Origin of the sequence: Campylobacter sp. MIT 99-7217 (assembly GCF_006864365.1) — a bacterium.
GTDB lineage: Bacteria > Campylobacterota > Campylobacteria > Campylobacterales > Campylobacteraceae > Campylobacter_D.
This window is the reverse complement of the sequence record NZ_QHLJ01000001.1, coordinates 276,391-290,782: the sequence shown is the minus strand read 5'-3', so window position 1 is coordinate 290,782 and position 14,392 is coordinate 276,391. Positions and strand designations below refer to the sequence as shown.

Here is a 14,392-nt window from a genome sequence, read left to right as displayed (position 1 = left end):
CCTATCAAATAGCAAATTTTTCTTTTATCTGATCACTTTGCTCCTTAGAAATGATAAAATCCGTATGATAAAGCAAACAAGATCCCAAAGTAAGAACCCTTAAAACAAGTTTTTTGTTCTTTTGGTTGCTTGGATCATGAGATGAGCTTGCTAGCTCATAAATTTCATAAATAACTTCCCTATTAAGCTTGCTTAGATCAAGCTCGATAATCTCTTCTTCAAAAGCACTTGCTTGTTTTGTGTAATCTTCTTGCTTGTTTGAGCCAAAATTCTTAAATGTTTTATGAGCATTAAGATTTTTTTCCTTAGCCTCTTCTAAATTCATCACTTTTATCACTCTCAGAGAAAAATCGCCATCTAATTTTGTATAATGAAGCTCGAAAGCAAAGGGGCTATTTTTCTTTTGGGCATCATTAAAAATTTCTTCAAGCTGATTGACACTGCTTTCAAAAGCCACAACATCAAAAGAAGAGTAAAGATCCATGATTTGCATTTTTGCATATCGTTTGCCATTTTTACTCATCATTGCCTTAAAATCCTCTATTTTACCAACACTAACGATCCGTCCTCCTCCTGGTTTCAAATCTTCAAATTCTATACTTTTTTTATAATTAATCTTTTCGATATCTTCAAGATACTCATCAAGTGGGTGAGCAGAAAGATAAATCCCTAAAATTTCTTTTTCATAAGAGAGTTTTTCTAAGCTATCATATTCTTCTTTTGTGATCTTAATAGCAGTTTTTATATCTCCAGCAACCTCTTCTACTCCAAATAAAGAATTTTCAGCATTTCTTTTAACTTCAGCGACCTTTCTTGAACTTTCGCAAAGTAAGGGAAGATTATCAATCAAGCATTTTCTACTTAAGCCATATTCATCAAAAGCTCCAACTTTGATAAGGCTTTCCATGGTTCTTTTATTGATTTTAGCAGGATCAATCCTACCCATAAAATCATCAATATCCTTAAAACCTCCTTCAGGTCTTACGCTGATAAGATTTGCAATAGCAGGCATTCCCACACTTTTAATCGCTCCAAGTCCATATAAAATAGCCTCTTCCCCATTTTTAAGCTTCATAGCACTAAATTCGCCCATAGCTTTGTTGATATTTGGCGGTAAAAGCTTAATTTTCATTCTTTTCATTTCTTCTATATACTGAGCGACCTTTTCCACCTTGTTTTGTTCGCTAGTAAGTAAAGCAGCCATAAATTCACTTGGATAATAAGTCTTTAAATACGCTGTTTGAAAGGCTATGAGAGCATAGGCTGCTGAGTGGGATTTGTTAAAACCATAGCCCGCAAATTTAACGATAAGTTCCCATAAATCCTCAGCTTTGCTGCGATCATAGCCTTGCTTTTGCGCTCCATCAGCAAATTCGCTTTTGAGTTGCTTCATTTTTTGAGGATCTTTTTTACCCATAGCACGACGCACCACATCAGCACCACCCAAACTAAAGCCACCGATAATTTGCACGATTTGCATAACTTGTTCTTGATAAACGATAACACCATAAGTTGGCTCAAGCACTGCTTTTAGACTATCAAAGGGATATTCTATCTGCTTAATCCCATGCTTTCTGTCGATAAAATCATCAAGCATACCTGATTCCATAGGACCTGGGCGGTAAAGTGCTAAAACAGCGATCAAATCTTCAAAGCCCTCAGGTTTAAGCCTTGCATTAAGTGTTTGCATACCACTTGATTCTATTTGAAATATGCCTAAGGTATTGCCACTTTGTATGGTTTTATAAGTTTTTTTATCATTAAAATCAATATTTTCCCAAACAATATCTTTTTCATATCTTCTTTTAATAAGCTTAATGGCATTGTCGATCACAGTGAGCGTTTTTAAGCCCAAAAAGTCAAATTTGATCAAATCCACATCTTCTAAAAAATCCTTAGAATACTGCGTTACCAAATGTTTTTCATCATTTTTTGAAGGACGAAAAAGAGGGGTTTTTTTCCATAAAGATTCGTTTGAGATCACAAGACCGGCTGCATGAACACCTGCATGGCGGTTAAGTCCCTCAAGAGCAAGGGCGTATTTCCAAACCTCCTCGCCTTTGGGGTGTCTTTGGATAAATTCTGCTATTTTTGGCTCTTTTTTGTAAGCATCTTCAAGGGTGATCTTAAGCTCCTCAGGGATAAGCTTTGCAAGCTCATCAGCATCTTGGATACTCATATCACAAACCCTTGCTACATCTCGTATAACGCCTTTTGCGAGAAGTTTTCCAAAGGTGATCACCTGTGCGACCTTATCAAAACCATATTTTTCAATCACATAATCAATCACCTCATCACGCCTATCCTGACAAAAATCCACATCAATATCAGGCATAGAAACGCGTTCTGGATTTAAAAAACGCTCAAAAAGCAGGTTGTAAGGCAAGGGATCAAGATCGGTGATTTTAAGGCAGTAAGATACCAAACTTCCAGCAGCAGAACCTCTTCCAGGACCAACAGGAATACCTCTATCCTTAGCCACTTTGATAAAATCATGAACGATGAGCATATAGCCTGAAAATTTCATATCCTTGATGATTTGTATTTCAGTTTCTAATCTTTGCTTATACTCTTCATGTTTGCTCTCATCGATAAATTTAAGCCTTTCATCAAGTCCTTTCCTACAAAGTGTTTCAAAAACTATGTCATCATTTTGAAAGCTAAATTCCTCATCTTTTTGAGGCAAGGCTATGTTATGAGTGGCTGCATATTCTCTTGTAAATTTAAAATTTGGAGGAGTTGCATCGCCTAGTTTGATTTCTAGGTTGCATTTATTAGCTATTTCTTGAGTATTTTCTATGGCTTCTGGTATATCAGCAAAAAGCTCGCTCATCTGGGCTGGACTTTTTACATAAAACTCATGCACGCTATGTCTTAGTCTGTTTGGATCATCAAGCTTTACACCCATAGATATACACATAAAAGCTTCATGAGCAGAGGCTCTATCTTTAAAGGTATAGTGTGTATCATTTGTGGCGATGACTTTTATATCAAGTTCTTTTGCAAGACGAAGTATCTGATCATCGATAAAAAGTTGATCGCCTATACCATGCCTCATGATCTCAAGATAAAAATCATCTTTAAAAACTTCTTTATACCAAAGTGCTACCTCTTTTGCCGCCTCATAGCCCTTAGCTCCAAATCTGATATTTTTTTCATTTTTGGTATTTAAATGCCAATTAATCTCTCCTTGTAAACAAGCAGAGCTACAAATTAACCCCTCGCTATGCTCTTTAAGAAGCTTTTTATTGATCCTTGGATAGTAATAAAGCCCATGTATAAAGCTTTGGGAGCTAAGATACATCAAATTTTGATATCCTACTTCATTTTTAGCAAATAAACAAAGATGAAATCTCTGTCTTGAGCTTTTATCATTAAGCTCATCTGCATTATGCAAATACGCCTCAAGTCCTATGATGGGCTTAATGCCGTATTTTTTCATAGTTTTATAAAAATCAATAGCCCCAAACATATTACCATGATCACTCATGGCTACACTTGTAGCACCTTGTTCTTTGAGTGTTTTTGCAAGTTCTTCTATCTTATTTGCTCCATCAAGTAAAGAATACTCAGTATGAAGATGAAGGTGTGTGTATTGGCTCATTTTTACCTCGCAAGATGAAAAAATTGTATTTGAAATTATGGTATTTTTTAACTGAATTTACAAGAATTTTGCTTAAATTTAAGCTTAAATTCCCAAGAAAAATTTTCAAAAAAATAAATTAATGATAATTTAAATCGTTTTATTTAAATTTAAAGATATATTTTGTATGATAAAGCTTTTAAATTTTTTAAGGAGTTAGAAATGCCAAATAAATCAAAATTAAGCTTGTATCTTTTGCTTTCTTGCCTTACATTTGCAAATGAGCAAGCAAGAGAGAGAGAGAGAGAGAGAGAAGATCTTAAACTTAATTATAACTTAAAAAATTCCTTCTTACTTGCTCAAAATTTAGAACAAAACAGCTCTTTAAATTCTTCAAAAGCTCATAGACTCGAAGCCACAAACGTTACAGCGACTTTAAGCGATGCACAAAAAGCAGGAGCTATCACAAGTAAAGAGGGTGTAAATACGAGCACACAAAGCCTTGATAATATCATAAGAAGCATACCCGGTTCTTACACACAAGTAGATCAATCCCAAGGCACAGTATCTATAAACATACAAGGAACAACAGGACTTGGAAGAGTAAATACCATGGTTGATGGTGTAGCACAAACCTTTTATGGCACAAGTGCCATGGCTGGAAATGGGACAAACCAACATGGAAGTGGCGATACAGGAACTTCAGCCTTTGGAGCTTTGATAGATCAAAATTTTATCGTGGGCATTGATATGCAAAGAGGAACTTTTAATGCAAATACAGGCTCAAACGCTCTTATGGGTTCGGCAAATCTTAGAACTATAGGTGCTGATGATATTATCCTAGATGGTAAACCTTTTGGAATTTTGGCTAAATATTCTTATGGTAGCAATGCCATAGGACCTTCTTATATGGGTGCTGTAGCAGGTAAAGCTTATAATGACAATAATGGCTTTATGAGTGCTATGTATGCTTATAGTGGGAAGAAAATTTCTCAGGATTATAAAACAGGAGGTGGGATAAAAATCAGCGAGGATAATCAAAACTTTCAAGCTATTCCCTTAGCCACGCAACAGCTAAGCCAAAAGCCAAGTTCTCATCTTTTAAAATTTGAAGTTTCTCCTGATAATGTTAATTTTATCAACACAAGTTATAGAAGATATGATACTTATCTTTCAGGAAGAGATATTAATGCTGATTCTTATCAAATAAGTTATAGGTTAAATCCTCAGTCTCATTTTGTAGATACAAAATTGCTTATGGCATACAATGAAACAAGGCAAGAATTTGATGATAGTTTTACTTGGATTAGCGGAGGAGGTCCTGATTATAATCTTGGAAGGGATTTTAAAAAAGTTGCCTCTCATAATAAATACCTTACTCTTGATCTAAGCAATACAAGCGTATTTAATATAAATGAAAAGTCAAATTTAAGTATAAATTTTGGGGCAAATTATTCTAAAAACAAATATGAAAGGATTTTTATACGCAAGCAAGATACTCCAAATCTTGGAGGATATGGTATAGATATGCAAGCAGCCATTTCCTTTTTACCAGCAGGAGAACAAGAGCTTAGCAGTGCCTATCTTAACAATACTTTTATTTATGATATATTTTCTTTTGACGCCAATTTAAATTTAACGCACGCAAAGCTTGGTGGAAATGTGGGTTTATGCAATAGTAGGCAATTTTGCGGGGATTATTATGATAGAGATAGGAACAATTATAAAATCAAACGCCTCGAGAAAAAAGATACAAATTTCAACTACTCTCTTATGCTTGCTTTAGAATTTCATGAACTTTTTACACCCTTTGCAAGCTATGCAAAAACAAGTAGAATGATCAATGTCCAAGAGCAATTTTTCTCAGGTGGTGGAACACCAAATGTCAATGTCTTTTTAAAGCCAGAAACTGCAAAAACTTATCAAGCAGGCTTTAATAGCTTTTCAAGAAGTCTTTTATTTGATGATGATCATTTTGGCTTTAAAGCCCTTTACTACCGCACAAAGATAAGTGATTATATCTATAATGGTGGTCTAGGTCTAGGGATTAGTTTTTCTCCTTATATAAACGGCGAGGCTGAATTTAAAGGAATTGAAGCTGAACTTAACTACGATGTGCGTGTATTTTACTCAAAGCTTAGTTATTCTCATCAAAAGGCTTCTTATCCTCTATACTTGCTGCAGGTATGGGCTATGGACAGGCTCAGTTTTCAGAACTTCCACAAGATTATGCGACCTTAGACATTGGAACAAGACTTTTTCATGAAAAATTTACCCTAGGAGGTCTTATCAAATACACAGGCAAGAGCAAGAGAATAGATCCTACTTCAGATCAAGAACTTTATGATCCAAACTACAATCCAACCATAGAAAACTTCGATAAAATTCTTACACAAGATCTGCCAAATATCCCTACTATAGTTGATTTATATATGATTTTTGATCCGATTAAAAATCTTAGCCTCAAATTTGAGGTGCAAAATTTATTTGATAAAAACTATGTTGATGCTCTTAATACTTATAACTCCTCAGCAAGCAATATCTTTAGCGATGGTTCAGGAGCAGGCTTTAATAACCAAGCTAGAGGAAGAACCTTTATCGGTAGCTTTGTGTTTAGGTATTAGTTTTTAAGGGCGAGTTAGCTCGCCCAAATTTAGAAAAGTTTATCTAAGAGTTTATTAAGTTCTTTTGCACCCTTTTCTTTTATCTTTTCATTTTGTAAAAGCTTATCAACTCCGGCTTTTACGGCACTTCCTAAGTCTATATTGACACTTGGACTATCGATTTTGCCGGTGATTTTTGCTTTGAAATTTGCCTTATCAACTCCTAAGGTTAAAGGCAGATCAAGGGTTGAGTTTGCGGTATTGATCACGCCTTTTTGTATATCTACTTTAACACGATTTGAAACAAGATTTACATCAAGATCAACCTTGTTTTTACCAAGCTTTGCATTTGCATTTGCTGTATGGAACACATCATTTGTAAAATCACTTTTTGTAAGCGTGCTTATGGTATTAACTATGCCTACTTTTTTAAGTTTTCCATTGTTTAAGCTTGCATTTGCATTTCCGCTTTGACTTAAGAGATTATAATCAAGTTTCACATTTGCCTTTGCATTATAATAATCAGGCAAATCAAGCCCAAGCATAAGACTTGAAAAATCAACTCCATTTAAGTCCGCGTTAAAGACATTGTTTTTAAGGCTAGCATTAAGCTTTCCTTGGAAAAGATTATCGCTTTTGATCGTAGCATCAGCTTGGCTGTTGGCAAAATTTAAATTTCCATTAAATTTAGACTTTCCGCTAAGCTTTCTATCAGCCAAAAAGCCTAATTTTGAAAAATCATAAGCATCAAGACTGAAATTTGAACTAAGTTTTATTTGATTGATATCAAAACTTCCTTTAAAATAATCAAGATTTGCCAAACCGCTTTTTAAGATGAGATTAAAATCCACCACAGAATCCTTAAGCGTTCCACTAAGATCAAGATCGTATTTTGTATTTGCAGGGAAGTTTTTTTCAAGCATTTTACTAAGGGTTCTTTCATTAAAAGTTCCACTAGATTTAAGCTCGTAGTTTCCATTAAGCTTAGCAAAATCAAGCGAACTTAAATGAGCCTTTGCATTAAGCAAACCATTGACATAACTTGCTTGTCCAGCTAAAACAAAGACTTTAGTAAGATCAAGAGCATTGATATTTACATCAAGTGCTTTGCCATTAGAGCTTGCTGTGATTTTGCCCCCAGCTACATCAGCATTTACTTGCAAGTCTTTAATCTCACTGCCATTAAGTTCAGCCTTTGCATCAAGGCTTACTTGTCCCTTAAGCTCTTGCCCTGCTATGCTTTTAAACTGAGATAAATCATCAACACTAGCCTTCAAATCAGCTATTAAATTTGAATTTGATAGATCATAAGAGCCTTGAAGTTTAGAAATCTTTGCCCAAGCTGAGCTAAAATCAGCCTCATAAGCGATTTTTGTTCCACTTTGAGCTGCCTTAGCATTTAAAAGCAAGCTACTTGCTGGAAGATCTAAAAGGCTTACTTTTTGACCGGTAAGTTTTGCATTCACACTATCAAGAACACTGCCTGTAAGCTTTGCGTTTGCATTTAAATTTAAACTTCCTTTTGTCTTACTTTGAAGTATGCTATCAAGCTGAGCTAAGTTAAGTATATCTAAGCTTAAATCACTTTCTAGCTTTTGATCGCTAAGATTATAATGTGTGTTTGGAAGTTTTAAGGTTAGATAAGCATTAGCCACTTCAGTTTTTGCATGTATATCTTGATCATTTACATCAACTGAAATTTGAGCGATAGGCTCTGATTTAGCTGGTAAGGTGAGATTAAAATCCTTTTTAATTTGAGCATAGTTGATAGAGCTTGTATAAAGATTTATGAGTGCATTTCCATTAGGCTTAAGATCCTTTGCCTTAATATCTGCATTGACATTAAGCACCCCATTCATATAGTTTGGCTGTGCTAAAAAAGTTAAAATTTCTTCTATCTTTATGCCATTAGCATTAAGCTTTAATTCTAAAGGAGAGTAATCAAGTAATCTTGCATTTAAGCTTACATTTGATCCAAAAAGCTCGCCAGCTCCGCTTGCATTGAAATCACTTGCTTTTCCGGCTACCTCGCCTTTAAAATTAAGATTTTTATCCAAATTTAAATTCATTTGTTTGACATAGTCTTTATTAACACTAAGTAAGTAATCCAAATCAAAACCTAAGCGAAATAAACTCAAGTTTCCTTCAACTTTAAATTGAGCCATATTTGCTATATCAAGACCTATATCAAGGCTTGAAAATCTTAGCTCAAATTTGGTTAAATTTGCATCTAAGCCTGTGCTTGTTTTTATCTTATCTTCTATGATAGAAGCGACAATTTTATTACCAAAGGAGGTGAATAAAACAACATAAAGGGCGATCAAAGCAACAACGATGATACCCAAGACGATATAAAGAAATTTCTTCATTATCTTAACCTTTCATGTAAAAATTAATAAAACTTTAGTCAAACTAACTAAAGTTTTATTAATTTCTTTGCTCAAGGTCTTGACAAAATTCATTTTTCTTTGTTATAATTTTATCACTCAAAAATAAAGAGTGCTAAATTTATCACAAAAGAAAGGAAAACAATGAATTTTCAACCTTTGGGAAAACGCGTTTTGGTTAAACGCGTGGAAGAAACTAATACAACAGCTTCTGGCATTATTATACCAGATAATGCTAAAGAAAAACCTTTAAGAGGAGAAATTGTCGCCGTAAGTAAAGAGCTAAGCGAAGTACAAAATGGCGATAAGGTGCTTTTTGCCAAATACGGCGGAACTGAGGTAAAACTTGGTGATGAGGAATATTTGGTATTAAGTATCGATGATATTTTAGGTATAGTAAAATAAATTTAAAAAAGGATAAAAAATGGCAAAAGAAATTATTTTTTCAGATGAAGCAAGAAACAAACTTTACGAGGGCGTTAAAAAGCTTAACGACGCAGTAAAAGTTACTATGGGACCAAGAGGACGCAATGTTTTGATACAAAAAAGCTTTGGCGCTCCTAGTATCACAAAAGATGGCGTTAGCGTTGCAAAAGAGGTTGAACTTAAGGATAATCTTGAAAATATGGGTGCAGCCTTAGTTAGAGAAGTAGCGAGCAAAACAGCTGATCAAGCAGGCGATGGCACAACAACAGCGACTGTTTTAGCTCACGCTATCTTTAAAGAAGGTTTAAGAAATATCACAGCAGGAGCAAATCCTATCGAGGTTAAAAGAGGTATGGATAAGGCTTGCGAGGCTATTATAGCTGAGCTTAAAAAACTTTCAAGAGAAGTAAAAGATAAAAAAGAAATCGCCCAAGTTGCGACTATCTCAGCAAATTCAGATGAAAAAATCGGCTCATTAATCGCTGATGCTATGGAAAGAGTTGGAAAAGACGGCGTTATAACCGTTGAAGAAGCGAAGTCTATCAATGATGAGCTTAATGTGGTCGAGGGTATGCAATTTGACAGAGGCTATTTAAGCCCTTATTTCATCACAAATGCAGATAAGATGATCGTGGAGCTTTCAAGCCCTTATATCCTGCTATTTGATAAAAAAATCACAAGTTTAAAAGATTTACTTCCTATCTTAGAGCAAATTCAAAAAACAGGCAAGCCACTTTTAATCATCGCTGAAGATATCGAGGGTGAAGCCTTGGCTACCTTGGTTGTAAATAAATTAAGAGGTGTTTTAAATATCTCAGCTGTAAAAGCTCCCGGCTTTGGCGATAGACGCAAGGCTATGCTTGAAGATATAGCTATTTTAACAGGGGGCGAAGTGATCGCTGAAGAGCTTGGAAGAACCCTTGAAAGTGCGACTTTGCAAGATCTAGGACAGGCATCAAGCGTTATTATCGACAAAGATAATACCACTATAGTAAATGGTGCTGGCGAAAAGACAAATATCGACGCAAGGGTTAATCAAATCAAAGCACAAATTGCCGAAACAACAAGTGATTATGATAGAGAAAAACTCCAAGAAAGACTTGCTAAGCTTAGCGGTGGCGTTGCTCTTATAAAAGTAGGTGCTGCTACTGAAACTGAGATGAAAGAGAAAAAAGATAGGGTTGATGATGCACTAAGTGCCACAAAAGCTGCTGTTGAAGAAGGTATAGTAATAGGCGGCGGTGCTGCACTTATCAAAGCAAAATCAAAAATCAAACTTGATCTAAAAGGCGATGAAGCTATAGGAGCTGGCATTGTTGAAAGAGCTTTAAAAGCGCCTTTAAGACAAATCGCTGATAATGCAGGCTTTGACGCTGGTGTTGTGGTCAATAGCGTTGAAAGCTCAAAAGATGACAATCAAGGCTTTGATGCTGCAAAAGGCGAATATGTAGATATGTTTGCAGCTGGTATCATTGATCCTGTTAAGGTTGAAAGAATAGCTCTTTTAAACGCGGTTAGCGTTGCTAGCATGCTTTTAACCACAGAGGCTACAATTAGCGAGATTAAAGAAGATAAACCTGCTATGCCTGATATGAGCGGTATGGGAGGTATGGGAGGTATGGGCGGAATGATGTAAGCCCTTGCTTTTAAATTTGAAGTGGGATCGCGCCACTTCAAATTCTTAGTTAAAAATTTACCTTTCTATACTCTTAAACTGCGACAAGATAAAAGAACTTTAACCTAACTAAAATATCTAAATTTATGAAAATTAACTATAAAAAAGTAAAATTTACTTGACTTAAATTTAAGGAGTTTTTATGCCCTTTGTAAATATCCGTATCACTAAGGAAAATGGCGAGCCAACCACGGCTCAAAAAGAAGAGTTGATCAAGGGAGTAACCGAGCTTTTAGCTAAGGTTTTAGGAAAAAATAAGGCTTCAACCGTGGTTATCATCGATGAGATAGATACTGATAACTACGGACTTGGAGGCAAAAGCATTACTCAGGTGCGAAAGGGCTGATCTAAAACTTAAAATTTGAGTATTTTTCTAAGCAAAAATATCGCCAAGAAAAGCACGCAAATTTCGCTCATCAAAGGAGCTAGCCAAACGCCATTTACGCTTAAAAACAAGGGCAAAAGTAGTAAAAAGCAAAGTGGGATAATGAGATTTTGCAAAGAGCTTAAGATGAGCGAGTATTTTGGTTGATTAAAGGCTGTTAAAATCGAGCCTGTAAGGACATTAAACCAAGAAAAAAGATAATTAAAAGCAAAAAGTAGCAAAGCAAAGGCACTAAATTTCAAAAACTCGCTATCTTCTTTCATCACGAAAAAACTCACGAAAAATTCGCTAAAATTTGTAAGCATGATCACAGCCACCACGCACAAGATAGAAGCGATAAAAAACATCATTTTGATGATGGCTTTTAGGCGAGCAAGATTTTTTCTAGCATAATTAAAGCTTAAAGCTGCTTGCAAGCCATCGCCTATGGCTATGATAAGGGCGTTTATAAAGTTATCGATATAAGAAATGAGCGAAAAGGCTGCCACGGCTTTTGCACCGGCAAGCTCAAGTAAAACAAGATTTGCAAACACGGCATATAAAGAGCCTGAAACATTGTTAAAAAATTCGCTACTTCCGTTAAAAATGATATTTTTAAGCAGTTTTTTAGGCAAAAAAAGCCCCGTAAATTTAAGCTCAAGCTTAGAAAATAAAAACGGCGCTATCCCCAAAATACCGCCTATCATAAGCCCCAAGCAAGTAGCAAGTGCAGCACCTTTTAAGCCAAGCTCAAGCTCGACTATGAAAAGATAATCAAAAAAGATATTACAAAGTGCTATGAGGATATTTATCATCATCGCATAGGAGTTTTTAGCACAAATTCTTAGGTAATTATCAAGTGCAAAAGAAAGCATAGTAAAGGGTGCAAAAATGGCAAAAATTTGCATACTTTCCTTACAAAGTGCCTTTATCTCATCGCTGGTATCAAGATTTGCGATGAGAAAAGGGGCTAGAAAAAACTCCAAAAGCCCCACCACGCAAGAAATGGCAAAGATCAAAACAATACAGCTTGTAAAAATTCCTCTTGCAAGCTTGATTTTGCCAAGCGAGAGTTTGAATGAAATTTGCACAGCTGAGCCAAGTGCTATCATATCAGCAAGTGCAAAGGACATCACCACAAAGGGAATGATAAGCCCAAAGGCTGCTAAAGCGTCGCTTCCTAGGTATTTGCCTATGAAAATTCCATCAATAACATAGTAAAAAGATATAAAAGCCATGCTCACTATACTTGGTAAGGCACATTTGATAAAAAGGCGAGCAGGGCTTGCCTTGATGAATAATTTTGACATCATTTATCCTTAAAAATGAATTTGATTTAAGGATATTTAAATCCTTAATATTAAAGCAATATTAAGGGGCTAATCAACGCTTTGTAAGCCTAAAACAAAGGAGCTGGAAAGAAATTTTTGGGTAAGTTTTTTTATATAAGGACAAGCACAACGATAAGCAAACATAATACCTTCCTATATTTTATGTCCTTTTAAAACTTGGTTGCGAAGGGGAGATTTGAACTCCCGACCTTCGGGTTATGAGCCCGACGAGCTAACCACTGCTCTACTTCGCGATGAGTCAAAAAGTAAGATGAAAGTGGATGGGGTAAAGGGATTCGAACCCCTGAATGACAGGACCAAAACCTGTTGCCTTACCGCTTGGCTATACCCCAGCGAAAAATAAAGTAAGATTATAGTAAATTTTAACTAATTTGTCAAGAAAATCTTGTATAATTTCAATTTTGGATAAAATTAATCAAAATTAAAAAGGTTTCATATGGCTTTTGTGAGTATAGAACAAGCGATAGAGGATTTAAAAAATGGAAAAATGCTCGTTATGGTTGATGCTGAAGATAGAGAAAATGAAGGAGATGTGATCTTTGCGGCTGAATTTAGCGATCAAGACAAGGTTAATTTTATGATCACTCATGCAAGGGGTGTTGTTTGCGTAGCTTTAAGTGAACAAATCGCTAAGCATTTTGAACTTCCTTTAATGGTTCCAAAAAACACAGCAAACCATGCCACAGCCTTTACTATAACAGTAGATGCTAAAAACGCAAGTACAGGAGTAAGTGCTTATGAAAGAAATATGACGATAAGGCTTTTTGCCGATGAAAAGGCTAAGGCTAGTGATTTTGTGCGTCCGGGTCATATCAATCCACTCATTGCTAAAAATGGTGGTGTGCTAGAACGCACGGGACATACTGAAGGAACTGTTGATTTGTGTCGTTTGGCTGGACTTAAAGAAGCTTGCGTGATCTGCGAGATAGTGAAAGAAAATGGAGATATGGCTAGGCGTGCCGATCTTTTAGAGTTTTGTAAGAAATTTGATCTTAATATGATAGCCGTTTCTGATATCATCGAATATCGCTTAAAACATGAAAGCTTAATCACTCTCAAAGATAAACAAGAATGCAACATAGCAGGCTTTAAGGCTCATAAATTTATCTTTGAAGATCATAGAAGCTTAGAACATATCGTTTTTTGCTTTGGCGAGGTTAAAAAAAGTGAAAATGTCAAATTTCACACAAGTGGAAGTGATTTTGACTTGCTTACTTCTGATAAATTCAACGAGCTTTTAAAACAAATTGAGTTTTTGGATAAAAATGGCGGCGTGCTTGTCTTTTTGCAAGGAGAAAAGATGAGGCAAACTCAGTTTAAAGACTATGGTATAGGTGCTCAAATTTTAAGATTTTTAGGTATAGAAAATGTTAAGCTTTTAAGCAGGGGTTGCGATAAAGAATTTATAGCCCTTGAAGGCTTTGGGCTCAATATACAAAGCTGTAAAATTTAGCTTTGATTTTATTAGCTAGCTTTACCTAGTTTTTAAAATCTTAAAATGACGCTTTTTTCTAAATGAATAAGTGTGATTTTTTTAAAACCAAATGAAGATAAATTTAGCTTTTAAAGTAAATGTAAAAACTCATTTTAAATCAAAATCTTTTTAAAACGCCCTTTTTGCTATCATTCATAAAAATTTCCTTAGAAATTTTAAAATACAAGATATTTTTTCATTACCAAAATAGCTTAAAATGATTTTATCTCATAAACTCATCAGCAAATTTTTTCTAAATTTAGGCTATACTTTTATAAATTTAAAAAAAGGAGATTGTATGAGTATCTTAGAACGCTCTATAAGGATAATACTAGCCATGCTTATATTTATAGCTGGGCTTTACTATGCTTCTTGGTGGGGATTGATTGGTTTTATACCACTTTTAACAGGCTTTTTTGGTGTTTGTCCGATTCGAGTTTGGACAGGAAAACAAGCCTGTCCTTTGGGTATATGTCCCATATCTAAGAAGATAAAAGATAAGGAGCAAGGGTAAGCTCCTTGAGTAAA

At 35.2% G+C, this 14,392-nt stretch carries 10 protein-coding genes and 2 tRNA genes; 7 read left to right on the top strand and 5 right to left on the bottom strand.

The genetic code is table 11. The features are described 5' to 3' along the window. Window positions 1-4 precede the first annotated feature (4 nt). On the bottom strand, window positions 5-3,604 hold the full coding sequence (gene dnaE, locus DMB92_RS01510; protein ID WP_142681269.1) for a DNA polymerase III subunit alpha: 3,600 nt from the start codon (window positions 3,602-3,604) through the stop codon (window positions 5-7). A gap of 201 nt (window positions 3,605-3,805) precedes the next feature. Here dnaE and DMB92_RS01505 point away from each other — a divergent pair, with 201 nt between their 5' ends. Next, the gene (locus DMB92_RS01505) at window positions 3,806-5,824 is read left to right on the top strand and encodes a TonB-dependent receptor domain-containing protein (protein WP_142681268.1); all 2,019 of its coding nucleotides are present in this window, start codon (window positions 3,806-3,808) and stop codon (window positions 5,822-5,824) included. Further along, complete coding sequence (locus DMB92_RS01500; RefSeq protein WP_142681267.1) at window positions 5,770-6,207, top strand: TonB-dependent receptor; 438 nt, start codon at window positions 5,770-5,772, stop codon at window positions 6,205-6,207. The genes DMB92_RS01505 and DMB92_RS01500 overlap by 55 nt, the downstream gene beginning before the upstream one ends. A 29-nt stretch (window positions 6,208-6,236) precedes the next feature. On the opposite strand, the gene DMB92_RS01495 is transcribed toward DMB92_RS01500, so the two are convergent. Then, complete coding sequence (locus DMB92_RS01495; RefSeq protein WP_142681266.1) at window positions 6,237-8,555, bottom strand: hypothetical protein; 2,319 nt, start codon at window positions 8,553-8,555, stop codon at window positions 6,237-6,239. Window positions 8,556-8,717: 162 nt separating this feature from the next. Between DMB92_RS01495 and groES the strand changes: the two genes are divergently transcribed. From groES to DMB92_RS01480, 3 genes are all read left to right on the top strand, one after another. Beyond that, window positions 8,718-8,978 (top strand): co-chaperone GroES, encoded by a 261-nt coding sequence (groES, locus tag DMB92_RS01490; RefSeq protein WP_142681265.1) that lies wholly within the window; start codon window positions 8,718-8,720, stop codon window positions 8,976-8,978. Window positions 8,979-8,997: 19 nt separating this feature from the next. After that, window positions 8,998-10,635, top strand: coding sequence for a chaperonin GroEL (groL, locus tag DMB92_RS01485; RefSeq protein ID WP_142681264.1), 1,638 nt, complete (start codon window positions 8,998-9,000; stop codon window positions 10,633-10,635). A gap of 181 nt (window positions 10,636-10,816) precedes the next feature. Further along, entirely contained in the window at window positions 10,817-11,020 is a 204-nt protein-coding gene (locus DMB92_RS01480) for a 2-hydroxymuconate tautomerase family protein (RefSeq protein ID WP_142681263.1), read from the top strand. Between the two features lie 8 nt (window positions 11,021-11,028). On the opposite strand, the gene DMB92_RS01475 is transcribed toward DMB92_RS01480, so the two are convergent. The 3 genes from DMB92_RS01475 to DMB92_RS01465 form a co-directional block, all read right to left on the bottom strand. Next, window positions 11,029-12,348 (bottom strand): MATE family efflux transporter, encoded by a 1,320-nt coding sequence (locus tag DMB92_RS01475; RefSeq protein ID WP_142681262.1) that lies wholly within the window; start codon window positions 12,346-12,348, stop codon window positions 11,029-11,031. 199 nt (window positions 12,349-12,547) lie between these two features. Next, window positions 12,548-12,623: transfer RNA gene (locus tag DMB92_RS01470), tRNA-Met, on the bottom strand. Between the two features lie 24 nt (window positions 12,624-12,647). Beyond that, a tRNA-Gln gene (locus tag DMB92_RS01465) sits at window positions 12,648-12,722 on the bottom strand. A 104-nt stretch (window positions 12,723-12,826) separates the two neighbouring features. Here DMB92_RS01465 and DMB92_RS01460 point away from each other — a divergent pair. Both DMB92_RS01460 and DMB92_RS01455 read left to right on the top strand, forming a co-directional pair. Then, window positions 12,827-13,843 (top strand): bifunctional 3,4-dihydroxy-2-butanone 4-phosphate synthase/GTP cyclohydrolase II, encoded by a 1,017-nt coding sequence (locus DMB92_RS01460; RefSeq protein ID WP_142681261.1) that lies wholly within the window; start codon window positions 12,827-12,829, stop codon window positions 13,841-13,843. 319 nt (window positions 13,844-14,162) lie between these two features. Then, complete coding sequence (locus tag DMB92_RS01455; RefSeq protein ID WP_142681260.1) at window positions 14,163-14,378, top strand: DUF2892 domain-containing protein; 216 nt, start codon at window positions 14,163-14,165, stop codon at window positions 14,376-14,378. Window positions 14,379-14,392: the final 14 nt, after the last annotated feature.

Excerpts from the sequence above, each read along its gene's own strand:
- DMB92_RS01480 (WP_142681263.1), top strand. The coding sequence starts at position 10,817 with ATGCCCTTTGTAAATATCCGTATCACTAAGGAAAATGGCGAGCCAACC.
- DMB92_RS01460 (WP_142681261.1), top strand. The coding sequence starts at position 12,827 with ATGGCTTTTGTGAGTATAGAACAAGCGATAGAGGATTTAAAAAATGGA.
- DMB92_RS01495 (WP_142681266.1), bottom strand. The coding sequence starts at position 8,555 with ATGAAGAAATTTCTTTATATCGTCTTGGGTATCATCGTTGTTGCTTTG.
- DMB92_RS01505 (WP_142681268.1), top strand. The coding sequence starts at position 3,806 with ATGCCAAATAAATCAAAATTAAGCTTGTATCTTTTGCTTTCTTGCCTT.
- DMB92_RS01475 (WP_142681262.1), bottom strand. The coding sequence starts at position 12,348 with ATGTCAAAATTATTCATCAAGGCAAGCCCTGCTCGCCTTTTTATCAAA.
- dnaE (WP_142681269.1), bottom strand. The coding sequence starts at position 3,604 with ATGAGCCAATACACACACCTTCATCTTCATACTGAGTATTCTTTACTT.
- groES (WP_142681265.1), top strand. The coding sequence starts at position 8,718 with ATGAATTTTCAACCTTTGGGAAAACGCGTTTTGGTTAAACGCGTGGAA.
- DMB92_RS01500 (WP_142681267.1), top strand. The coding sequence starts at position 5,770 with ATGGGCTATGGACAGGCTCAGTTTTCAGAACTTCCACAAGATTATGCG.
- DMB92_RS01455 (WP_142681260.1), top strand. The coding sequence starts at position 14,163 with ATGAGTATCTTAGAACGCTCTATAAGGATAATACTAGCCATGCTTATA.
- groL (WP_142681264.1), top strand. The coding sequence starts at position 8,998 with ATGGCAAAAGAAATTATTTTTTCAGATGAAGCAAGAAACAAACTTTAC.